This is a genomic window from Streptomyces sp. NPDC002838, assembly GCF_040295365.1.
Lineage (GTDB): Bacteria > Actinomycetota > Actinomycetes > Streptomycetales > Streptomycetaceae > Streptomyces.
In genome coordinates, this window is sequence record NZ_JBEOVF010000001.1 from 280,571 (window position 1) to 303,346 (window position 22,776).

12 protein-coding genes and 3 pseudogenes are annotated in these 22,776 nt (G+C 66.9%); 5 read left to right on the forward strand and 10 right to left on the reverse strand.

What is annotated here, in order from left to right:
* Window positions 1-22: 22 nt before the first annotated feature.
* The 4 genes and pseudogenes from ABT063_RS01330 to ABT063_RS01345 all read left to right on the forward strand — a co-directional run.
* Window positions 23-556, forward strand: a pseudogene (locus ABT063_RS01330) (transposase); the annotation flags it as partial.
* A 130-nt stretch (window positions 557-686) separates the two neighbouring features.
* Window positions 687-2,030 (forward strand): replication initiator, encoded by a 1,344-nt coding sequence (locus ABT063_RS01335; RefSeq protein WP_351054984.1) that lies wholly within the window; start codon window positions 687-689, stop codon window positions 2,028-2,030.
* Window positions 2,023-2,208, forward strand: a complete 186-nt coding sequence (locus tag ABT063_RS01340; RefSeq protein WP_101280494.1) for a helix-turn-helix domain-containing protein — start codon at window positions 2,023-2,025, stop codon at window positions 2,206-2,208. The genes ABT063_RS01335 and ABT063_RS01340 overlap by 8 nt, the downstream gene beginning before the upstream one ends.
* Before the next feature lie 43 nt (window positions 2,209-2,251).
* Window positions 2,252-3,471: pseudogene (locus ABT063_RS01345) on the forward strand (tyrosine-type recombinase/integrase).
* A gap of 131 nt (window positions 3,472-3,602) precedes the next feature.
* Here ABT063_RS01345 and ABT063_RS01350 read toward each other — a convergent pair.
* From ABT063_RS01350 to ABT063_RS01370, 5 genes are all read right to left on the reverse strand, one after another.
* The gene (locus ABT063_RS01350; RefSeq protein ID WP_351054985.1) at window positions 3,603-4,064 is read right to left on the reverse strand and encodes a hypothetical protein; all 462 of its coding nucleotides are present in this window, start codon (window positions 4,062-4,064) and stop codon (window positions 3,603-3,605) included.
* A 4-nt stretch (window positions 4,065-4,068) separates the two neighbouring features.
* Window positions 4,069-11,007 carry a polymorphic toxin-type HINT domain-containing protein gene (locus tag ABT063_RS01355; protein ID WP_351054986.1) on the reverse strand — a complete coding sequence of 2,313 codons (6,939 nt, stop codon included), beginning with the start codon at window positions 11,005-11,007 and terminating at the stop codon, window positions 4,069-4,071.
* A 111-nt stretch (window positions 11,008-11,118) separates the two neighbouring features.
* Entirely contained in the window at window positions 11,119-14,724 is a 3,606-nt protein-coding gene (locus ABT063_RS01360; protein WP_351054987.1) for a LamG domain-containing protein, read from the reverse strand.
* Window positions 14,725-15,159: 435 nt separating this feature from the next.
* Window positions 15,160-15,939 carry a GntR family transcriptional regulator gene (locus ABT063_RS01365; protein WP_351054988.1) on the reverse strand — a complete coding sequence of 260 codons (780 nt, stop codon included), beginning with the start codon at window positions 15,937-15,939 and terminating at the stop codon, window positions 15,160-15,162.
* Window positions 15,936-16,472: a GntR family transcriptional regulator gene (locus tag ABT063_RS01370; protein WP_351054989.1), complete on the reverse strand. Its 537-nt coding sequence runs from the start codon at window positions 16,470-16,472 to the stop codon at window positions 15,936-15,938. The genes ABT063_RS01365 and ABT063_RS01370 overlap by 4 nt, the downstream gene beginning before the upstream one ends.
* On the opposite strand from ABT063_RS01370, the pseudogene ABT063_RS01375 reads away from it, so the two are divergent.
* Window positions 16,446-16,640, forward strand: a pseudogene (locus ABT063_RS01375) (MarR family transcriptional regulator); the annotation flags it as partial. The gene ABT063_RS01370 and the pseudogene ABT063_RS01375 overlap by 27 nt on opposite strands.
* Window positions 16,641-16,749: 109 nt before the next feature.
* On the opposite strand, the gene yjfF reads toward ABT063_RS01375, so the two are convergent.
* The 5 genes from yjfF to ABT063_RS01400 all read right to left on the reverse strand — a co-directional run bounded on the left by yjfF (window position 16,750) and on the right by ABT063_RS01400 (window position 22,683).
* Window positions 16,750-17,772 (reverse strand): galactofuranose ABC transporter, permease protein YjfF, encoded by a 1,023-nt coding sequence (gene yjfF, locus ABT063_RS01380; RefSeq protein ID WP_351054990.1) that lies wholly within the window; start codon window positions 17,770-17,772, stop codon window positions 16,750-16,752.
* On the reverse strand, window positions 17,769-18,851 hold the full coding sequence (locus ABT063_RS01385; RefSeq protein WP_351054991.1) for an ABC transporter permease: 1,083 nt from the start codon (window positions 18,849-18,851) through the stop codon (window positions 17,769-17,771). Before ABT063_RS01385 ends, yjfF begins: the two co-directional genes overlap by 4 nt.
* On the reverse strand, window positions 18,848-20,386 hold the full coding sequence (locus tag ABT063_RS01390; protein ID WP_351054992.1) for a sugar ABC transporter ATP-binding protein: 1,539 nt from the start codon (window positions 20,384-20,386) through the stop codon (window positions 18,848-18,850). Before ABT063_RS01390 ends, ABT063_RS01385 begins: the two co-directional genes overlap by 4 nt.
* A 99-nt stretch (window positions 20,387-20,485) precedes the next feature.
* On the reverse strand, window positions 20,486-21,496 hold the full coding sequence (locus tag ABT063_RS01395) for an ABC transporter substrate-binding protein (RefSeq protein ID WP_351054993.1): 1,011 nt from the start codon (window positions 21,494-21,496) through the stop codon (window positions 20,486-20,488).
* Window positions 21,497-21,636: 140 nt separating this feature from the next.
* Window positions 21,637-22,683, reverse strand: a complete 1,047-nt coding sequence (locus ABT063_RS01400) for a LacI family DNA-binding transcriptional regulator (RefSeq protein WP_351054994.1) — start codon at window positions 22,681-22,683, stop codon at window positions 21,637-21,639.
* Between the last annotated feature and the right edge of the window lie 93 nt (window positions 22,684-22,776).

Sequence of the window (22,776 nt, forward strand, 5' to 3'; positions counted from 1 at the left end):
CACGGAAAGAAGCACTCTCCAGGTGAGCAAGCGTATCGGGTTGTACCCGCGTGTCCGCGTCGAGGGCGGTGGCAGAGGGGCGGTCTCGCAGGCCGGGGCGGTGCTGCTGGTCGAGACGGTCCGCAAGTTGGGCCTGGACACTGCGATATCGGCGGCAATGGCGCCGTGGCGCAAGCCGCGGACGGTGCACGACCCGGGCAAGGTCCTGCTGGATGTCGCGCTCGCGACGGCCTTGGGCGGGGACTGCCTCGCCGATGTCGCCATGCTGCGGGCCGAGCCGGCCGTGTTCGGCCCGGTGGCATCCGACCCCACGGTCCCCCGGCTCATCGACGTCCTCGCCGCAGCCGGGCCGAACGCGCTCACCGCGATCCGCACGGCGCGAGCCGAAGTGCGGTCGCGGGTCCGGGAGTTGGCTGGCGCGGACGGTCCGGCCGCCGGTGGCAGCGTGATCGTGGACATCGACGGCGTGCTGGTCCTCTCACACTCCGAGAAGCAGGACGCCACCGCGACCTGGAAGAAACCCTTCGGCCATCACCCGCTCGTACCCCACCGGCCGCTCCCGGTCCCGTTCCGTAGTGATCCCCGGCAAGGGCGTGTAGTCGCCAAACCCTCGCCCCTGCCGGGGCTTCCCTCCCTTACCGTCCACGGCACACGCGTGTGCCGCCGCGCAGAGAGGTCCTGCCAGCATGCCACCGCACAAGCCCACCACCACAATCCCCCACCCCGAACCCGCCACGGCCGCGCTGCCCACGTTCACCGGGTACCGCGACCTGCTCGGCCTGGTCCGGCAGCTGTCCTCGCTCGGCGGCTGCGCCCAGCCGATCCGGCTCGAAGGCCACCGCACCGAGATCAACGCCTTCACCGGCGAGATCCTGCGCGAACTGAAATCCAAGAAACTTCCCGCCGGACACCTCCTGGTCCGCTGCGGCAACCGCCGCACCACCCGCTGCCCCTCCTGCGCCGAGCTCTACCGCCAGGACACCTACCACCTCATCGCCGCCGGCCTGCGCGGCGGCAAGAACATCCCCGACCACGTCGCCACCCATCCACGCGTCTTCGCCACCCTCACCGCGCCCTCGTACGGCCCGGTCCACGGGCGACGCGTCAACGGCTCCGCCCGCTGCCGCTGCGGACGCACCCACACCAAGGGCGACCCGCTCCTCGGCACCCCGCTCGACCCCGAGCGGTACGACTACACCGGCGCCGTGCTGTGGAACGCCCACGCCCCGGCCCTGTGGGCCCGCTTCATGCTCCACCTGCGCCGCGCCCTCGCCGCCGCAGCCGGCGTCCCGCAGCGCCTGCTCTCCAAGATCGTCCGCGTCTCGTACGCCAAGGTTGCCGAGTACCAGCAACGCGGACTGATCCACTTCCACGCCGTGATCCGCCTCGACGGCCCCGCAGGCCCCTACACCCCACCACCCGCATGGGCCACCCCGGAGCTGCTGGCCGACGCCATCCGTCACGCGACCACCCGCGCCCACATCGACGGACCGGAGATCAACGGCCGCACCCGCTCCTTCGCCTTCGGTAAGCAGAACGACACAAGGATCATCCGGTCCTCCGCCTTTCAGGCCGGGACCACGATCACCGAGGGCAAGGTCGCCGGATACGTCGCCAAGTACGCCACCAAAGGCACCGACGCCGCCACCGGCACCCTCGACCACCGCCTGAAGAAGATCACCGAACTCTGGTCGGAGTCCGTGCCCGAGCACGCCGCCCGGATGATCCGCACCGCCTGGGCCCTCGGCGCCCGCGACGACCTCAAACACCTGAACCTGCGCAAGTGGGCCCACATGCTTGGCTTCCGCGGCCACTTCTCCACCAAGACCCGCGCCTACTCCACCACTCTCGGCGCTCTCCGGGCCGCCCGTGCCGCCTGGCGCCGCCGCCACACCCCTCCGCCCTCACCGACCACCCTCGTCCTCGCCCACTGGGCCTACCACGGCACCGGCCTCACCCCCGACCTCGAACGCCTCGCCGCACTCATCGGAGGCCCGGCGCACCCCGAGGCGGTGACGCCCGATGCGTGACGACGAACTCCTCACCGTCCCCGAGGCGATGGCCCGCCTCAAGATCGGCCGCTCCGCCCTCTACGACCTCCTGCGCACCCGGCGCCTGGCCTCGCTGACCATCGGCCGCGCCCGCCGCATCCCCGCCCACGCACTGGACGACTACGTCCAGCGCCACCTGGAAGAGGCCGCCCGATGACCGCCCCCAGCGCAAGAAGGCCCGCGCCAACGGCGAAGGCACCATCTACCAACGCAAGGACGGCCGCTGGGAAGCCGCCGGATACGTCCTCGCCGCCGACAGCACCCACAAACGCGTCCGCGTCTACGGCACCACCCGCAGAGAGGCTGCCGACAAACTCACCGAAAAGATCGCCGACAGCAACCGCGGCCTCCCCGTCGCCACCGCCGACAGCACCATGGGCAACTACCTGACCTACTGGCTGAACAGCGTCGCCATCCATCGCCTCCGCGAGAACACCCACACCCGCTACGCCGCCTGCATCCGACTCCACCTCATCCCCGGCCTCGGCACCAAGAAGGTCGCACGGCTGACCGCACGCGACGTACGCACCTTCCTCGACCGGCTTCGCACCACCTGCCAATGCTGCACCCAGGGACTCGACACCGAGCGAAAGAAGTGCTGTGCGGTCGGCGAGTGCTGTCAGAAGCGACTGTCCCCCTTGACCGTGACGTACGTGCACTCGGTTCTCAAGTCGGCACTGGAACGCGCCGTCCGGGAAGACGAACTGCCCCGCAACGTCGCCCGGAACGTCAAGACCACTACGCACCAGCCCAGGCGTTTCCGGCCACTCACCGCAACCGAAGCCCGCCAGTTCCTCGATGCTGCCCGCGCCGACCGGCTGCATGCGCTCTACGAACTCGCCCTGCGCACCGGACTCCGCAAAGGCGAACTCCTCGGCCTCCACTGGGAAGACCTCGACTCAACGCAGGCACCGCCACCATCCGCCGATCCCTCCAACGCACCGGCAGCAGCGGTCTGACCACCCTTCCCACCAAGACCCGCGCATCAGAACGCCGCATCGCCCTGCCGAGCGAGTGTGTCCACTCCCTGAGGAGCCACCGGGAAGGTCAGGAAGTAGAACGCAAGGTGGCCGGGGTGGGCTGGAAGGACGGCGGTCTCGTCTTCGTTACGCCGACCGGCGGACCGATCGACCCGGCCAACATGACCCGGCGGTTCGGCCGATTCCTCGACCGGGCCGGGCTCCGTCGCATCCGCTTCCACGACCTACGCCACTCGACGGCCACCCTGCTCCTGGAGCAAGGCGTCGACCTCGTCGTGATCAAAGAACTCCTCGGCCACGCGCACATCGGTGTCACCGCCGGCGTATACGCCCACGTCCGACTTCGGCTCCAGCGCCAAGCCATCGACACCCTCAACGACGCCCTCGGACGGGCCAACGACAGCAACGACGATCCACCCGCCGCAGCCGTCGTCCGCTGACGTTGCCGTCAGCGTTGCCGTCAAGTGCCGCAGAAGCCCCGCCGGAAGGTACTCCGACGGGGCTTCAGATTTGTTGGTGAAACTCTAGGTTCGCTACCGAATTCCGTTCGCTTCGCCAGTCGCAACCGGGGTCACAACGGTGATTTGATTCGCTCGATCTCTCGACGGATCGGGCCAATCCGCGGAACTCTATCCCACCACCATTCACCACTCAATCGCTCACCCTCGTCGATACGACGAACGATTCCAGATTCATCATCTTCGGTGAACTCTCTAAACCTAGAGTCAACATCACCGAGTGCCCGTCTGAATCCCGCAAGAGAATTCGAGTCGGCGATTTTCATACCACGGGCGACGAAGCTCCTGAGCACGAGTGCAGCAATCAAGTCATAGACGCCCCATACTGTCCTGTCGGAATCGGGAAGCTCAAGTTCTGACTCAATCCTGAGAACATGACTGCGCCAGCTCCCCAGCAGCGTGACCAGCCCCAAAGTCCGCTCCGGGGCAATTGGAACGGAGACTCTCTCCAGTCGAGAGAGTTCCAATTCCGTCAGGAAGCACCCAAGCCATTCGTCGCGTTCGCTTATGTTCATTCATTCACCTGCCAGGGTAGTACGCCGTGGACTTCCATGGCATATCCCAGTTGACAATCACGCGGACGCCATTGTGGTCGAATCTCGACGAGTTCTGGCCATCCAACTGGCGCGGGCCAGCCTGCCGAAGTGTCGTCTCAATTTCCGCAGCGGACGGACGCCCCATTGCCGGGTTCCCGTCACCCGTGTGTCCGTTCACGAACTCAACCATCTCGTCGAGACTGTAGTCACTTCCGTGGAAATCTTCGCCGCCGAGACGGTCTCCATTCCTGCCGCCAGTTGGGACTCCACAATTGGGACCGGAATTGTGAACGAGTACCGGAGTCTCGCCCGCCAGCACATAGTACGTGTGGAGGTCGGAGACCGTGAGGTTGTAGGTGGTGGCGTGCTGGGTGTAGGCCGTGTTGGCAGTGACGATGACGGTGTCGCCATCGTCGGTGAGCAAGGTCATGCCTGGCTTGAGGTCTGCCGCCTCCACCCAGTCGCGAGCAGTTGGCGACCAGAAGGGGTGCTCATGGGTGGCGGTGAGCTTCTCGATGCCGTCTTCTGTGGCGATGGACAGCTCGTTGAAGTGCTTGTCGTCCTTAGTGACGATGAGGCGGGTTACTTCCCTGGGGCCCGTTTCACCGGTTTCCGGATCGGTGGCCTGGACCTTGTCCCCGACCTCCACATCCTCAATGTCCTTGGTCGAGCCGTCCGCCATTAGGACATCGGTGCCGGCGAGGAAGCACTTCGTGCATTTCGTGGCTGCACCCAGTGCGTCCTCCCCCTTCTTCAGCTTGCCGAGCTTGGCGAGCTTGAGGATCTTGGCCGGGGTTGGCAGGTCCGCGACAGCCCAGCCACAGTGGGAATTGACTCCGACATCGTTCGCACACGCCTTCCACTCGCCGATGTCCGGCCCAAACACCGAGTAGATGAGCTTGATGGCGTTCAGAGCGGGGTCGTTTATCCCGGCCTGCGTATAGAGGTCGGGGTCCGGGGCAGGTCCGGGGCTGGGCGCGGGTGTGGGGCTCGTGTTGCTCGTGCTGGAGGTGCCCCCGCTGGTGCCTGAGTACCAGTCACTCCATCCGCTGATGCTCCACGCACCGTCGTCATAGCTGTCGCCGTCGCAGCCGTTGCAGCCCCAAGAGGGGTCGTTGAGCGACTTGCCACCGCTGTTCTTGGTGGGAGTGTTGTTGCCGTACTGGGTTCCGCCGCCGCACTCGACCGGCGTGGCGCAGGCCATGAGACCGCTCGGGTCGCTCATTGTGACGGGACTGTTGCCGGCGTAGCTGTAGCCGTTGAGGCTGTCCGGATCGGTCGGGACCAGCAGAGGGTCGACACTGATGAACTGACCGATGGCTGGGTCGTATTGGCGGGCGCCGATGTGAGTCAGGCCGGTGGTGGCGTCGCGGGTCTTGCCGAGGAAACCCTTGTCATCGGGCCAGGGACCGAAGGCGGGCTTGCCTCGGTCCGCGCCGAAGGGAGTGGTGTATCGCTTGGTGTAGGTCTGGTCGGACGTTGCGGCAATGGCGAGGGTGGAGGTGCCGTGGTGGTCGCCGGCCAGGTACGAGAGCTTCTGTTTGCCGGATTCGTTCGTGCGGACAGCCACTGAGAGGTCGCCGGCCCCGTAGTAGCGCTGAGCCCAGGTGGTGCCGTCGGCGCGCAAGTGCAGTTCGGTGGCTCCGGCGTAGAGGACGCGTTCACCGTTTTTGGTTGCCCGTATCAGCAAGGCGCCGTCGGCGTCGTACAGGTAGTCGGTGGATTGGGCGTCCTCGGTGAGGCGGGCGAGCTTGCCTTCTTCCGACCAGATAAGGCTCTGTGCCGCTCCTGTGGTCTTGCCGGGGCGACGCAGCGTATTTCCGGTGGTGTCGTAGGCGTAGGCGCGCTCAGGGCTGGCGCAGTCGTTCTTGGTGGTGGTGCCGGTCAAGGTGTGCGGCTGGGCGCCGGTGTAGCAGTACGTGGTCTTGGTGGCGGCGCTGCCGGTGTGCTGGGTTTCGCTGGTGCGCTGGCCTGCCTTGTTGTAGGTGTAGCTGGTCCAGTACGGGGCCGGGCCCGACAGCGCGGATGCGCTGCGGGTGTCGGTGCACTTCTGTGAGGAGGGTGTCCAGGCTTCGGTCAGGCGCTGGTGGCCGTCATAGATGAAGCACTGGGTGTCGGCCGAGCTGGTGCCGCCGAGCGTGGTGGGGTCACTGATGGCGGTGACGTTGCCGGCCTGGTCGTAGGTGTAGTTGAGGTCTTGCAGCATGTACGGGTGGGTTTGGTCCGTCACATAGCTGCGGGTCAGGCGGTTGGTGCCTGTCTCATAGCGCTTGGCAAGGTAGAGCTTCTTGTGCTCTTCGGTGTTGGCGGTGCCGAGGGTGAGCTGCTGGGGCTGGCCGATGGGTGAGTAGTCGGTTGCCAGGAGGTAGCCGGTGGCGCCGCCGAGGGCGGTGAGTTGGCCGAGTCCGTTGTACGTGTGGTCGATGATCTCTGAGGAAAGGCCGCCTACGGCGGGCTCCTTGGAGATGTTCAGTGTGCCGTCCACGTTGTAGTCACTGCTGTACTCCAGCGTGGCCGGGACCCCTGCTCTCACCAGAGGGTCGCTGTCGGGCAGCTGCAGTTTCGTGCCGGTGGCGTTGTAAAGGCTGTCGTATTGGGTGACCGTCTTGGTGTAAGCCGCGCCGGTCTTGCCGCCGATGTAGCGAGTGGACGCCGCGGGCTGGCCCTTGAGGAGGGTGTCGTAGGTCCGGGCGGTGAGCTGGTTGGCGTCTGTCTTCGAACCTGCCCACGTGGCGGTGGGGCGCCCGAGTTCGTCGTAGTCGGTCAGGACTGACTGACCGCGGGAGTCCGTGGACTTGATGACCTGATCGAGGGTGTTGTACTCAGTGCGGGTCGTGCCCTTGTCCGGGTCGCTGACAGTCTTCTGCCGACCGAACAGGTCATAGATGTACGCCCATTTCGCACCGTCCGGGCCCGTGATAGAGGCCGGCTGACCGTCCAGTGCGTAGGTGAAGGGCGTGGTGTCGTACGGCGCACCGGAGGTGCCCCCGAAGTCGATGTCGGCCGGGCCGGTCGACTCGTAGGAGCGCATCTCGGTGGTTCGGCCTCGGATGTCGGTGATGGTGCGTTGGGCCGAGCCGCCCTCCACTGCCGTAGTTGCGGTGGAGTCGCCTGTGTAGCTGGTGGTTGTGGACCATTTCTTGTCACCGAAGGTGTACAGGGTGCTGGTCGTCGGGCGGCCCGCGCCGTCGAAGAGCGTCTCGGACTGTGCGGGTGCCTCACCGTATTCGGCACGGGTGTAGGTGCCGTTGGGCGTGCTGGTGGTGTCGAAGATGTCGGTGTAGGTCTCGTATGCCAGGCCGCGGGTGTCGTAACGGGTGTCGGTCAGCAGCCGACCGCCCTTCGGAGTGAGCGTCTGGGTCTGCAAGGGGCGCAGCAGGGAGTCGTAGAGGGCGTAGGTCGTGTTGTAGGTCTCGCCGTCCTTCTTCAGGGACGAGGTGGAGACCCAGGACGGCTTCGCGTTGTCGAGGTGGTAGGCGAACTTGGAGTTCGGTGCCTGGCTGCCGCGGACCCGGTTGGGCAGCCATACGTCGGTCAACCGGCCGAGGGCGTCGTAGTTCTGCTCGGTCTTTTTGGAGTTGTAGTCGTAGGTGCGCAGGGCCTGGCCGCGGCGCGGGTCCAGGAAGCTGACCGTTCGGAACTCGGTGGGATGTTGGGTGGTGATGGTTTTGGTCAGTGGTCCGGCGTCGGCCGGGGTGTAGGCGGTGGATGTGGTGTGGTTCACCGCGTCGGTGACGTCGAGGGGGCGGCCGAGGGGGTCGTAGGTGGTGGTGGCTACGGTCTGCCAGCCGGAGGGCAGGCGTTCTCCGTCGCCGCCGGCTGTGGCGGTGTAGCCGGTGGCGCGGCCGGTCCACGTGGCGTCGCCCTTGGTGGGCTTCTGGGTGGCCAGCCAGGTGGTGGCGCCGGCCTTGTCGTAGACGACGCCGGTGTCGGCGAGCACGTCACCACGGGTGCTGCTGTTAGTGGGCAGGTCGAGGCTGGTGTCCGTGATGGAGCATTCCCGGGCGACAGTGCGGGTGCGGGAGACCAGGCTGGTGATGCCGAGGTCAGGGTTGCGGGCGTACCAGGTGCGGGTGCAGGTTTCGTCGCCGCCCAGGCCCTTCTGGCCGTAGTCGTCCAGCGCATACTCCATGCCAAGCGCGTCGTACCGCTTGGTGGCGACGTGGGAGCGCCAGCTCTTGGACGCGGTGAGGTAGGTGCTCGTGTGCGTTACGGTGTCGCGGACCCACTGGGCGACATGGTCGGCCGCGTCCGGGACGACTTGGGCGGCGGTCTGCTTGTACGTGTAGTTGGTGAGGACGCTGCTGATGGGCTGACTGCCGTTGTAGGTGACTTGCTGTCGCAGCCTTCCCGCGTAGCGATCGCTGTCGGCCATGCCGGAGAAGTCGATGTCCGTGTCCAGCAGAGGGTCGACGGTCACGCTCTTGGTGGTGCCATCCTTCTTCTTGTCACCGTCCATGCCCTGCAGGAAGAGCGAAACCGTCTTGGACCGGGTCACAGCGGTCGCCCCGGTGAAGGCCGTCACCTGGCGGTAGCCGCGCCAGTCCGACCAGGTCCGCTCGTCCTTCGGGACGAAGGGATCGTCGCTGTAGTGCCAGGCCGCGCCGCTGTAGTCGTAGGCGTATTCCACTGCGGGGTTGTCTGCCGCCGGATCATGAGCGCCGACCGCGAGAACCCGATACTTGTGGAACCAGTCGATCGAGGCGTCCTCGGCACCGTTGATGTGCCAGTACTGGGGGTAGCAAGAACGGGTGTTGCTGTCCGGCGCCGCGCTCAGCACTTCACCGCGCTTGCACTCCGGGGACGACAGCGTCACCGCAGTGATCGCACCGGTCTCACTGGTGACGGTAGAGATGCGAGGGCGGGTGAGCGGGAGGATGTCGTCGGTCGCGTCGACGCGGTTGGGCCGCATCTGGTAGGTGAACGAGATCGGGTCGAGCCCGACGGCAGTGTCACCGGCCTTGCCGGTCCGCTTCAGTGACTTGAGGGTGAGGACCTGGTCGGAGCTGTCGCCGATGTCACCACCGTCCAGGTACTCCCCGGTCAGATCCCAAGCGTCCACCGGATCGTACGCGCTGCTCGTGGCGTTGTAGGAGGAGGTGTCGATCCCGGTCAGCCGCTTGCGGATGAAGAAAGAGGGGCCGGCCGAGTTGCACTCGTCGTCGTCCTTGGAGCAGATCGCGTCGAACGGTACGTCCGGCCATTTCTCGGCAGTGTCCTTGGTCAGGCTGGGGCAGTCCGAGGCAGTGCAGCGCTCCTGGTAGGAGAAATCGACCTTCGCATCCGCCTTGTCCGTGAACAGCGCTCCCTTGCGCAGACCGTACTGGATGCGGTTCAGGTAGCCGCCGCGGGTGTAGGAGGCGCTGGCCTTGGTTGCCTTGTTCTTCTTGTAGTAGTTCGACTCCTTGGTGTACCAGTACGTGGACGCGTTGCCGCGCGTGTCCTCGACGTAGTCGAGATTCCAGCGCCAGGCCTGGGTCAGCGACCGCTCGGCGAAAGCATCTCCGCCGGAGTAGCCGGGCTCGCCGGAGTCGTCGCCGAAGACCGGGACGGTCCAGGTCGAGTTCGTCCGCTGATCGGCGGCACCGTCAAGCTTGTGCAGGCCGAACACGTACTTGGTGCCATCGCCGGTGATGACGGTCCAGTACTCACCGTCGTTGTCACCGTTATCGGCTCCGGTGGACCGCTTCACCTGCGATGCGTCGTCGTCCTCCAGGTGCCACTGCCCGCTGTCCTTGTCCTTGACCATACGCGTCGACTTGCCGTTCAGGACCAGGCGTGCGTTGTCGTACTTCCAGCAGTGGTCGAAGACATCGTCATGACCGTCGTCGTCACAGCTGCCGTAGGACCGCTCGATATAGGACTCGGTGAGCGCGAAGCCCTCGCCCACCGTCGTTGTCTGGTTGTTCGTGGTGGCGGTCCGTCCGTCGACGCTGCCCGAGTCGTACGACAGCGTCAGTGGCGGCACCGGGCCTGCCGCGACCGGCGGCAGCGTGAAGTCGTACGACCAGGTGAACGCGCCCGAGTTGCCGCCCGCCTGCCAAGCCGAGGACGCCGACAGCTGCGTCGCCGAATAGTCGCCGGCTCCCTTGGGCGACTGGCCTGTACCAGCCGGGGCAGCCGTGACGGCCAACACCGTCGCTCCGGATGCGGCACTGCCCGCTTTGTCCAGAAGCTGAGTGGACGTCCCACCCGGCGCCGACCGGCCGAGGCGCACCTTGGCCGAGACCGTCTGTTGGGCGAGATCGTTGTCCGACGGCAGCGGTGTTTGCTGACGGCACTCGGTCTTCTGCGGGGTCGTCAGAGCGCAGGGCGGTAACTGCACCACACGCAGCCGCTGCGCCCAGTTGCCGCCGATCGCCGAGGCGAAACCCGAGTAGTCGACGTCGACTTCGGCCGAGTCGGAGGCGTCGGCCTCGGCGGTCAGCAGGACACCGATGATGCCCGCCTTCGCGGCTGCCTTCTGGTCCAGCACCGTGACCCGAGCCTCAGAGACCCTGGAATTTTCCGCCGCCTTCGACTGCTTGCCCTGGGCCGGGCGTACCGACACCGGCATGCCACCAGGTTTGACCGTATCCGGCTTGTCCCCGGCGAAGGTCAGATCCGCGGAGCCCTGCTTGGGCCATGATCCGCGCTGTTCCGCTCTGCCCCGATCGGCCTGAGCGGCGTTGGCCTTCCGAGTCGCGGCCACCCTCTCGCGGGCCTTCCTCGCCCCCGGGCCCTTGACCTCCTTGACCTTGCTCACCCGCGGCTCCGGCAGCTCCGGTCGTCCGAGGCCCTCCTTCTCGGCTGCCGTAGCTGCCGAAACCCCGCTCAGCAGAGGCGCGATCAGCGCCAGCGACAGCGACTGCACCAGGAGCCGCCCCGCCCGACGCCGCGCTCCACGCAAGCCCTTTCTTGTAGTGCCTATGCCAAACGCCATTGATCAGGTCCGTCCCGTTCAAGGTCAGAAGGAGAAATTCACAAAGTCACGAAGAAGGGAGACGCGCGTCGCCCACGGCAGGCCATGACCATGGCCCGCACCGAGCCGGCCCTAGTCACCCACGTGGGTCTCGACCTGCTCGGCGCTCGCCATCGCCCCCACCCACACGCGGGCCTCCGTGATCCTGGCCGGCAGATAGTGCTGCCAGCTCCCCTTGGAAAAGGCCCGGCCAAGTGAGAACTCGCCCTCGCCCACCTTGGCCACGAACGCCTTGGGAGCGTCGTTGGGGGTATGACCGAGATAGAGGGCGATGGTGCCTGCCTGAGCGTTGAAGATCCCCGTCAGACTCACGGCGCTGTCCAGGGCAGCGATCTCCTCGGAGACCACCGAGGAGAAGGTGCCGTCGGCGTTCAGGCGGCCGAAGTGCCACAGGCCCACCGCCACGGTCGTCTCGTTGCCGTCGTCGTCGACAACCGTGTTCTTGCCAGTCAGCTCGTACCACAGGCCCCAGGCGGCACCGTCCGCTGTGCGCTGACCCAGTACTTGCCCAATGTAACCAGTGTCCTTGGCCAGCAGTTTGGCCCCCTCCAGCGCCACTTGGGTGGTCACCGTGAACGAGCCGGTGCCGTCCACCAGTGGCCCGGCCACCGACGCCGCGTCGTCCACGCCGTCCAGCACGATCTCCTCGCCGTTAAGCGAGGCGTCACCGGCCAGGGTCATCTTCCGACCGTATCCGGAGAGGGTGTCGGGGATGGTGGTACCGCTGCCCTGCTCGGCCCGCCAGCCTCCCACCAGTTCCACGCCCGCGAATCTCTCGGACGTCAGCAGCCGGGCCTCATCGCTGACTTCCTTGTCGGTCAATACGCGTTGCCATACGGCCACTTCATCGACGAAGCCCTTGAAGTGGTCCAGGTAGCTGTCCCCGTACATCAGCCGACCGATTTCGAGACTTCCCTCGGCCGACCAGGGCGTGCCGGCATCCACGGAGGCTTCCCGGATGCCGTTGACATAGAGGTGGACCTTCTTGAGCTGCGCATCGTGCACAGCTGCCACGTGTGTCCATACACCCTTGGGGTGGGAGACCAAGGATGCCGCTTCCCTTTGGAAGACGCCCTCGGTGGAGAAGACCCGGATACTCCACTTGCCGCCGTAGGAGATGACGAACGGGCTGTACTTCTTCGACCATGGGCTCGCGGTCGTCGGCGTCTGGCTCAGCACCGAGACCGTTCCCGTCACCCCCGGGTCCACCCGCACCCACGCCGAGACCGTGTACGACGATCGGGTTTCCAGGACCGGGCCTGCCGTGGTGGCATGGCCGCTACTGCTGCCGTCGAGCAGCAAGCCTCGATCGGTGACGGCCTGCTCCAGCGGCTGCCCCTGAGCGTCGTGCGTGAGCAGGCCCCGCCGCCCGCTGTGATGGCGCACTGCTCCGGCGGCCAGCGTCGCGTCGTCCTTGCCGTCGTCCGTCGCCTTGTCCACCGCCGCACCATCAGCCTCATCGAAGTGGTAACGGGCCGCCGGGCCATCGCCTGCTGCGACCAGGAAATCCACCGCATTCCACGCGCCGTAACGGCCGACCTCGTCCTTGGCCCGCGCCCACAACGTGAGGCTGCCCGAACGTTCCGGCGTCACCGACACATTGGCCTTTGAGCCGTTTGCGGTCGGCCATGTGGTCATGCCCGAGACGGTGTACTGGTACGACTTGATGTTGCTGTCGGCCGGGTCGGGGGCGAAGCTGAAAGTGCCCTTGATGCCGGGGCCGCCGCCCGCCGCGCACGCGTTGGTCGTGCACTCCGAGTATGGACTGCCGATGGTGATCTTCGGCGCCTTCGGTGCGGTCTTGTCGACCTTGAAGTAGCACCAACCGCTGCTGGACGGCCCCGATACATAGCTCTTGCCTGCGTTGTAGTACGAGCGCACGAAGGCGCGGTACCGGTGCAGGGTGTTTTCGGCGAGCGTCGACCAGGACATGGTCACCTTGACGCCGTCACCGACGTAACCGGTGGAAGGCCGCAGGTCGCCGGCGCCCGCCGGCGCATCCGCCCAAGTGCCGTTCCTGCGCTCATCGATGTCGAAGTACACACGCAGTCGCGCGTCCTTCTCGCCACCCGGCTTGGTCTGGGCCGTCGCCGATAGCGTGGGCGTCGGATCCGACACTACGGCCGGATCTGCGTCGTCTTTCGGGCACACCGTGCCCGAGCCCGTCACCAGGCCGACGCCAGTCGGCCTGTCGGGGAGACCGACGAAGTCCACGGCCAGTACTGCATCGTTCCTGAATCGCTTCCACGCTGCCGTGTCCGACTCGTCATGCGCCTTGAGCATCAGTGTGAGCCGGGAGAACTTGCCCGCGGCGAAATCCCTGACTGTCGGGGTGAGGTTCTCGTTCGACTCGTCCGGGTTGTCGTTGAACTCGATTGGTGCATTCGGGGAGTCCGGATCGCAGAGCGACCCGCGCCCTGCCGACACATTCCGGTCAACCATCAAGTCGAGATTCGCTGGACGGGACGACCATGTGGTCGAGGAGGAGATGTTGTTCGTCCGCACCAGGTCGACCCAGCGTGGGTCGCACTGGAACGCCCACGGCTCGGTCACCCGGAACGTGGCATCCAGTACCCTCTTGCCCTTCAGGCTGGCCGGCGAGAACTCGAAGTACAGCCGCTGGACATATCCCGGTCCGCAGTAGTAACCGCCCCAGGTGCCGCACTTGCCCACCCCCTTGCCCCGATCGTCCTCCCCGTTGCCCCACCCGTAGGACTCGTAGCCGTCACTGCGCAGCAGCGTGCGCTCCGACTCACCCCACGTCACGGTCGGATCGATGAACAAGGGGAACGCCGAGGCCTCTGTCGCCGACAGCATCTCCTGATCCGGCATCACCGACAGCAAGTCGCTGTCGACCTCAACGTCCATCCGGGCAACCCTGTCGCCCTGGCCAGGCTCCAGGCCAGTACCCGACGGCGCCGATTCCGAGGGGTCCGAAGGCTCGGCTTCATCGGCGTCGACCGCCTCCAACACCGCCAGCTGCGCTTGCGGCCCCGCCTCGCCCGCCGAGTCCCACATCCGGGCAGGCGGCGCTTTGAACACCGTGCGACCGTTTTCGTCGACCGCCACCAGGTTCCCGGAAGCCCCCTCCTGGACCCAAAGGCCGCTTGTCTTCAGCCCGAAAGTAAGCTTCTTCAACTCGTCACTCGAAGCAGCCTCGGGCGATTTGACGACCAGAACGTTCTGAAAACTCTCCGGAGTGGCCGTGACCTTGAGATCAACTCCGGGCAGGACTTCCGAGTACACGGCACTGGGCCCATTCAGACGCGGAGTGGGCAATGTACCGGGCCAGTCAAGCTCCAATGACCGACCCGCATCGGAAATGCGGACGAGGGCGTCTTCGCTCCCCCCACCGGAAAACTCCATCTCCGCAGCAGCCGCCTTGGGCGCCACCGTTCCGTCAGCCCGCTTTGCCAGCGTGGCATCCGGCGCCTGCCAGCCTCCGTCAGCCGTGGCGACGCGGACCGGAACGACAGACTCCTCAAGGGTGAATGTGTAGCCATCGGGGTTGGCGTAGACCGTGGTCCGCTCCGTACGCTCTGCGGTCACCTCAACCCGTTGACCAGATTGCTGAGCCTCATGCAGAGCCTTCTGCCCTTCCGATAAGGGCGGAGAATCGTGCTCCGCAGCGGCGGCAGCAAGCACCGGCCCCGGAAGCGCCCCCATCGCGAGCAACATGACCAACACAGCGGCAGCCGGACCAACGACTCCGTCCCGCCCCCGTCTACGTCGTCCACCGTTGCCACCCACGCACCATATCGACACAGAATCCCGCCCCCGTGGTCGCACGATCTTCAAAAATCGAAATCATCCAATCCCTACTGTCAACTTGCGTCAACACTCGTCACGCAATGCAGTCAATGCGAACAAGGTTTGGCCTGAAGTTGCTGATCAGTCACGGCAGCTCGTGATCTTCGCAGTGGTGTCAGGTTGTCGCTTCTGCGATGACGCTGTTCCAGCGGCGGTGGACCTGGACGGCTTGGCGCTGGTGATGGCGGCGCCAGGCGGACCAGTGCAGAACGTGCCCGAGGTCGCGGCAAGGTGCCGGAAGGGCCCGTGAGGGCCGCGGCAGCAATTCGCCGCGGGAGAACAACCGCCGATCATCGCAACGGATTACTCGGCCAAGAACTCGTACTGCAACTCATAGAGATGCCCCGCCTTCACCATGACCGTCACTTCGACAGGGTCCTCCCGGTCGCTGTGGACGACGCGGAGGGTACGCAACACCGGGATGTTGCTGGTGAGGTGGAGTGCTCGGTACTGCGCCTGGGTCGGGATTCTCGCGGAGACCCGATCCACACTCCGGCGAGGCGGGTGGCCGAGTTCCGTCAGCAGCACGGGAGTTCCGCCCCTGATCCTGCGCCGGTCCAACAGGGCCGTATCTCTGGCAATGTCCAACGGGTAGTACGACTCGACGAGTTCGGCCGGCTCGTCGTCGATCAGGAGAATCTGGCTGCGGAGCACGGCCGTGCCATCCGCCGGCAGGCCGAGGGCGGCTCGGACATCGGCGGGTGGGCGGGTCTCCGCCACGTCGAGAAGCGCGCTACGGGCGTGCGTTCCGTGCTTGGCCGCCTCGGTGAGCCAGCGGTAGGGCTCTTCGGGGCGGCCCGGCCTCATGAAAGCGGCGGGGCGGACGGTGCGTTGACGGTGCTCCCGCACCGTGACGGCGGCGCCCGCTCTTCCGACCGCGAGACCTTCCTCCTTGAGGAGTTGCAGGGCCTTCTGCACCGTGGCGCTCGACGCGTCGAATCGCTCCTTGAGCTGCGCGGTCGACGGCAGGCTGGTGCCGGGCGCCAGGTCTCCGCTCATGATGGCGTCGCGCAGATCGGCCGCGATCCTCTCGTGCAGCGAGCGGCGGTCGGCGGCTTCCGGGTCTGCCTTGGGCACGGTCATCCGATCCTGATCTCGTAGCGCAGTCTCTGCCGGAGGGCAGGCATCACCATACGGTCGACCTGGATCGGGCGATCATCGCGGTCCAGCGTGAGACGGGTGAGCCGCAGGACCGGCTCCCCCGGATCGGTCTTCAGGGCCTGCCGCTCCTCCTCGTCCGGCATGCCGGCCGTCACGTCCTCACGCACGAGGGCGCCGACGTACCCGAGCTCGGCGAGCAACGTGACTGCTCCGCCGGGGATTTTGGCGCTTCGGGCGAGTGCGGTCCCCCTGCCCACGCTGGTCGGGTAGTAGGTGTCGGTCAGTTCGTTGGGCTGGTCGTCGAGGAGGATCAGCCGGCGGCGTACAACGACTGCCTCCCCTTCCGAGATTCCGAACAGCGCTGCCACGTCACCCGGAGCCGGTACCTCGCCGGCGTGCACGATCCGCTGGGTCCCCCGTCCACCCTGGGCCGCGGCCTCGGCTCCCCAGGCATCCCCCTGCTCTTTCGCGCGGGGTGTGAGGTACGGCAACGACGTACTGACCCAACTGCCCACGGCGTCCTCGACCGGCGGGTGAAGCTGGCAGCGGCCACGCGGGAGGGACGGCAGGTGGCCCGGAACCTGCGGGAGTCACTGCGGTTCGCCCGGGAACCGCTCGCGGGCCTCTCCCACACCGAGCGGCTCTCCCTCCGGGACCTGCTCCTGCGCATGCTTGACTCGTGAGTCCGTCGTCCCGCGTTTCCCGCGTTCGAGAACGCGGGCGGAAACCGCGGAGCGGTCCGTCGCACGGTGTGTGCGACGGACCGCTCCGGTCCGGAAGTGCCCGTTCGGCTCAGGTTTTTCTACGGGTCGTCATGGCGCGCTGGATCAGGATGAACGCGCACAGCAGCACACCGGTGGCGATCTTCGTCCACCAGGAGCTGAGCGTGCCCTCGAACTGGATGATGCTCTTGATCAGGCCCAGCACCAGCACGCCGAACAGGGTGCCCAGCACATAACCGGAACCACCGGTCAGCAGCGTGCCGCCGATGACCACCGCGGCGATCGCGTCGAGCTCCATGCCGGTGGCGTGCAGCGGGTCACCGGACTGGATGTACAGCATGAACAGCAGCCCGGCCATGGCCGAGCAGAAGCCGCTCACCGTGTAGACGGCGATCTTCGTGCCGCCCTGCGGAAGACCCATCAGCAGCGCCGACTGCTCGTTGCCGCCGATGGCGTACACCCGGCGCCCGAAGCGGGTGTAGTGGAGCACGTAGAAGGCGACACCGAGGACGACCAGGGCCACGACGGCGCCGATCGACAGTTCCCCCAGGCCCAGCGGCACCCGGGTCTGCGCCAGGCTGCTCACCGAGGAGTCGCTGATCGCGATCGACTCCTTGCTGATGACCAGGCACAGTCCGCGGAAGAGGAAGAGCCCGGCGAGGGTCACGATGAACGGCTGGATCTCGAAGTTCTGGATCACATAGCCCATGAGGAAGCCGCCGAACGCGCCGACCAGCAGCGCGATCGGGACGACCAGCACCAGCGGCACTCCCTGACCCTCCACCAGCCACGCCGTGAACATGGTGGTGAAGCCGATCAGCGAGCCCACGGACAGGTCGATGCCGCCCGACAGGATGACGAAGGTGGCGCCGACGGCGGCGACCAGCAGATAGCCGTTGTCGATGAACAGGTTGAGGAACACCTGGGGTTCGGCGAACCCGTAGTTCTGGTACCGGCTGAGACCGGCGATGTACATCGCGAGGAACAGGGCGGCCGTGACCAGGACGGGCAGCCGCCGGTCGCCGAGCAGGCGCGCGGCCTTGGACGGCGCACGGCTTTCCGGCTCCGTACGGGTCCGGGTGGTCGCGCTCATCGCGACACCTCCATCTTCGGGGCGGACTCGGCGGCCGGGGCGGGCGCGGCCTGGGGAGTGGCACCGCCGCGCCCGGCGCCGAAGACCTTGGCCCGGAACTTCGGGGACTGCAGCAGGCACACGACGATGACGACGGCGGCCTTGAAGACCAGGTTGGTCTGGGTCGGCACGCCGATGGTGTAGATCGTGGTGGTCAGGGTCTGGATGACGAGGGCACCGATCACCGTGCCGCCGATGGAGAACCGTCCGCCGAGCAGCGAGGTGCCGCCGATGACCACCGCGAGGATCGCGTCGAGTTCGATCCACAGGCCGGCGTTGTTGCCGTCCGCGGCCGAGGTGTTGGAGCTGATCATCAGTCCCGCGATGCCCGCGCACAGCGCGCAGAACATATAGACCATGATCTTGATGCGCCGGGACCTGATGCCGACCAGGCGGCTGGCCTCGGCGTTGCCGCCGACCGACTCGACGAGCAGACCGAGCGCCGTACGGCGGGTCAGTGCCACGGTGACGGCCACGACCAGAGCCACCACGAAGATGGAGAACGGCAGGGTCAGCCAGTAGCCGCCGCCGATCAGCTTGTACGGCTCGCTGTTGACGGTGATGATTTGGCCGTCGGTGATCAGCTGGGCGACACCGCGTCCGGCGACCATGATGATCAGCGTGGCGATGATCGGCTGGATGCCCATCCTGGCGACCAGGAAGCCGTTCCACAGGCCACAGACGACCGCGGCCAGCAGTCCGAGACCCATGGCGAGCAGCACTCCGGACAGGGCGCTCTGGTCGGCCTGGTCGCTGATGTAGGAACAGGCCAGGGCCCCTGTGATGGCGACGACCGCGCCGACGGAGAGGTCGATTCCGCCGGTGGCGATGACCAGGGTCATGCCGACCGCCACCAGGATGAGGGGCGAGCCGAACAGCACGATCGAGACGAGGCTGCCGTAGAGGTGGCCGTTCGACATCCGGATCGAGAAGAAGTCAGGGGTGAAGGGGACGTTGACGAGCAGCAGGACGACCAGGACCGCGACCGGCCAGAACAGGTGGTGGTGCGTCAGCGCTCGCCAGCGGGACGTGGTGGTCACTGGTGTTCTCCGCTCGCGATGGTCTCCAGGATCCGGCTGGGAGTGATCTCGGGCCCGTTGGCGATCCGCGCCACCAGCCGGCGGTCGCGCAGCACTCCGATGGTGTGGCTGAGCCGGAGGACCTCCTCCAGCTCGGCCGCGATGTACAGCACGGACATGCCGTCCTCGGAGAGGGAGACCACGAGCTTCTGGATCTCCGTCTTCGCGCCGACGTCGATGCCGCGCGTGGGCTCGTCGAGGATCAGCAGCTTCGGCTGGGTGATCAGCCAGCGGGCGAGCAGGACCTTCTGCTGGTTGCCGCCGCTGAGCTGGCCGACACGGGCCTCCGGGTTGGCGGGGCGGATGTCGAGGGCCTTGATGTACTTGGCGACGAGTTCGTCGCGCTGGGCGACCGGGATGGGCCGGGTCCAGCCGCGGGTCGCCTGGAGGGCGAGGATGATGTTCTCCCGCACCGTCAGATCGGGGACCAGGCCCTCGGCCTTGCGGTTCTCCGAGCAGAACGCGATCCCGGCGCCGATGGCGTCGTTCGGGGCGCTCATCGACACCTGCTCGCCGCCGACGGTCATCTTGCCGCTGTCGGGCTGGTCGGCGCCGAACAGCAGCCGGGCCAGTTCGGTGCGGCCCGAGCCGAGCAGGCCGGCGAGTCCGAGGACCTCGCCCTTCTTGATCTCCAGGTCGAAGGGTGCGATGCCGCCGGTCCGGCCCAGGCCCTCGGCCTTGAGCAGGGTCTCGCCGACGCCGGAGTGCAGCTGGTGGTCGTGGAGTTCCTCCAGCTGGTCCAGGGCCTTGCCGATCATCAGCTCGATCAGCCCGACCTGGTCGAGGTCACGCACCATGTGCTCGCCGACCAGGGTGCCGTTGCGCAGGACGGTCATCCGGTCGCAGATCTCGTAGATCTGGTCGAGGAAGTGCGAGACGAACAGGATCGCGACGCCCTCGTCCCTCAGCTGCCGCATCAGGCGGAACAGTTCGAGGACCTCGTCGCGGTCGAGGCTGGAGGTGGGCTCGTCCAGGACCAGCACCTTGGTGCCGGAGCCCTCGCCGTCACTGTCGCCGGTGCCCACCGACCGTACGATCGCGACCAGTTGCTGCACCGCCAGAGGGTACGAGGACAGGGGCGCGGTCACGTCGATGTCGAGGCCGAGCCGGTCCACCAGCTGCGCCGCGTCCCGCCGCATCTGCTTCCACTGGATGCGGCCCATGCGGGTGGGTTCGCGTCCGATGAATATGTTCTCCGCCACCGACAGGTTGGGGCAGAGGTTGACCTCCTGGTAGACCGTGCTGATGCCGGCCTGCTGCGCCTGCAGCGGGCTGCCGAACCGCACGGACTTGCCGTCGAGGGTGATCGTGCCGCCGTCCAGGGAGTAGACCCCCGTCAGCACCTTGATGAGGGTGGACTTCCCGGCGCCGTTCTCGCCCATCAGGGCGTGGATCTCGCCGGGGTAGAGCCGGAAGTCGACGCCCGACAGAGCCCGTACCCCCGGAAACTCTTTGACTATGCCCGTCATCTCCAGGACGGGCCGCGGCTCTGCCATGGCAGCGCTCCTCATGAAATGGGTTCAGGCCCGCAGGGAGCCTCCTCGACCGAGGCGTTCCCGGCCTGCCGAAGGCTCCCTGCCGGTGGGTGCGGTCGGTCAGTACTTGCGGTTCGGGAGGGCTTCCTTGGCCTGGTCCTGCATGAAGTCGCTCTCCTCGGTCTTGATCCACCGCTCGACCGTCTCGCCGGCGTGGACCTTCTTCACGACGTCCATCAGCTGGGGGCCGAGGAGCGGGTTGCACTCGACGATGGCGTTGATCTTGCCCTCGGACATGGCGACGAAGCCGTCCTTCACGCCGTCGACCGTGACGATCAGGATGTCCTTACCGGGCTTCTTGCCGGCCGCCTCGATGGCCTGGATGGCGCCGATGCCCATGTCGTCGTTGTGCGCGAACAGCACGTCGATGTCCGGGTTGGACTGCAGGAAGGCCGCCATGACCTGCTTGCCGCCGGCGCGGGTGAAGTCACCGGTCTGGCTGACGACGATCTTCCAGTCGTCCTTGTGATCCGCGTCCATGACCTCCTTGAAGCCCTTGGCTCGCTCGATCGCGGGGGCGGCACCGGTGGTGCCCTCCAGCTGTGCGATCTTCACGGGGCCCTTGTGGCCGGCCTTCTCGAGGACCTTCTCCAGGATCTTGGCGGCGCGGCGGCCCTCGTCCGTGAAGTCGGAGCCGACCAGGGTGACGTACAGGGACTCGTCGGAGGTCTCCACCGAGCGGTCGGTGAGGACGACCGGGATCTTCGCTTTCTTGGCCTCCGTGAGCACCGCGTCCCAGCCGGTGACGACGACCGGCGAGAAGGCTATGACGTCCACCTTCTGCGCGATGTAGCTGCGGATCGCGGAGATCTGGTTCTCCTGCTTCTGCTGGGCGTCGGAGAACTTGAGGTTGAAGCCGGCCTCCTTGGCCGACGCCTTCACCGAGTCGCTGTTGGCGGTGCGCCAGCCGCTCTCCGAGCCGACCTGGGAGAAGCCGAGGGTGATCTTCTTGCCACCGCCGCCCGAGGAGGAGGAGCTGGAGGAGCTGTCGTCCTCCTTGGCACAGGCGGCCAGGCCGCCCGCCGCCGCCACGCCGACCGCCGCGGTGAGGAAGTTCCGTCTGTTGAGCATGCTTCTTCTCCTTTGAAGAGCCGGTCCGGGGCCGGACCTGCTGGTACTCGATGGGACCGGCCGCACTACGTCCAGCCTGTCGATCATTGTTCGAAATGTCGGCCGCACAAATGAGTGGAAGGCGGCCGGTTGGTGCCGCGTCAGCCGGGTGCGCCCTCCGCCTGCGGAGTGGACGGACACGTACTGGCGCGGACGACGAGTTGGGGTTCGATGGCGAACCGGGGCGTCCCGGAGGGGCCCCGGCCCTCGATGAGATCCAGCAGCAGGGCGATGCTCCGCCGGCCCACCGCCGAGAAGTCCTGCCGGACGGTGGTGAGCGGTGGAGCGAAGAACTCCGACTCCGGGATGTCGTCGAAGCCGACCACCGCGACGTCCTGGGGAGTTCTCACACCCGCTTCACGCAGGGCCCGCAACACCCCCAGTGCCATCTGGTCGTTGGCGACGAAGACGGCGGTCAGCCCGCGGCCCACCCAGCCGGCCAGTTCCTGGCCGGCCCGGTAGCCGGACAGCGGGCTCCAGTCCCCGCGCAGCAGCATCGGCGGCTCCACGCCTGCCGCTTCGAGGGTCGCCCGCCAGCCGGCGGCCCGGTCGGCCGCCTCCTGCCAGTCCTCGGGTCCGGCGAGGTGCCAGACCTTGCTGTGGCCGGTGGCGAGCAGATGGCCGGTGGCCAACCGCGCGCCCAGATGCTGATCCACGTTGACGCTGGGGATCCCCGCTCCGGGCCCGCTGCCCACGGTCACCACCGGGAAGGGGTGGCGGAGTTCGGCGAGGGCCTCGACCGCCGACCGCTGCGGGGCGATGGCGACCACTCCCTCGACGCCGCCCTCGCCGAGGTGGTCCAGGGCCTCGGACAGCTTCTCCACGGTCAGCTTGCGCAGACTGACCGTCGAGACGAGGTACCCCTCGGCGCGTGCCGCCTCCTCGAGCGCGAACAACGTGCTGGCCGGCCCGTAGAGGGTGGTGTCGGAGGCGACCACACCCAGAGTCCGGGTGCGCCGGGTGACCAGGGCCCGTGCCGAGGAGTTGCGGCGGTAGCCCATCTCCTCGATCGCGCGCAGCACCCTGGCCCGCGTCTCGTCCCGCACGTTGGGGTGCTCGCCCAGCACACGGGACACGGTCTGGTGGGACACACCGGCCAGGCGTGCCACATCGGCCATGGTGGGCGGCCGAAGCTGCGAGTAAGTCACGACCGCACCTCCTTGGCTGTCGTCGAAAACGACTGATGAACGCGGACGTCATTGTGAGCGCTAACAATTCATGGCGGTCAAGAGGGTTGCAAC

Excerpts from the sequence above, each read along its gene's own strand:
- ABT063_RS01335 (WP_351054984.1), top strand. The coding sequence starts at position 687 with ATGCCACCGCACAAGCCCACCACCACAATCCCCCACCCCGAACCCGCC.
- ABT063_RS01340 (WP_101280494.1), top strand. The coding sequence starts at position 2,023 with ATGCGTGACGACGAACTCCTCACCGTCCCCGAGGCGATGGCCCGCCTC.
- ABT063_RS01350 (WP_351054985.1), bottom strand. The coding sequence starts at position 4,064 with ATGAACATAAGCGAACGCGACGAATGGCTTGGGTGCTTCCTGACGGAA.
- ABT063_RS01355 (WP_351054986.1), bottom strand. The coding sequence starts at position 11,007 with ATGGCGTTTGGCATAGGCACTACAAGAAAGGGCTTGCGTGGAGCGCGG.
- ABT063_RS01360 (WP_351054987.1), bottom strand. The coding sequence starts at position 14,724 with ATGTTGCTCGCGATGGGGGCGCTTCCGGGGCCGGTGCTTGCTGCCGCC.
- ABT063_RS01365 (WP_351054988.1), bottom strand. The coding sequence starts at position 15,939 with ATGACCGTGCCCAAGGCAGACCCGGAAGCCGCCGACCGCCGCTCGCTG.
- yjfF (WP_351054990.1), bottom strand. The coding sequence starts at position 17,772 with ATGAGCGCGACCACCCGGACCCGTACGGAGCCGGAAAGCCGTGCGCCG.
- ABT063_RS01390 (WP_351054992.1), bottom strand. The coding sequence starts at position 20,386 with ATGGCAGAGCCGCGGCCCGTCCTGGAGATGACGGGCATAGTCAAAGAG.
- ABT063_RS01395 (WP_351054993.1), bottom strand. The coding sequence starts at position 21,496 with ATGCTCAACAGACGGAACTTCCTCACCGCGGCGGTCGGCGTGGCGGCG.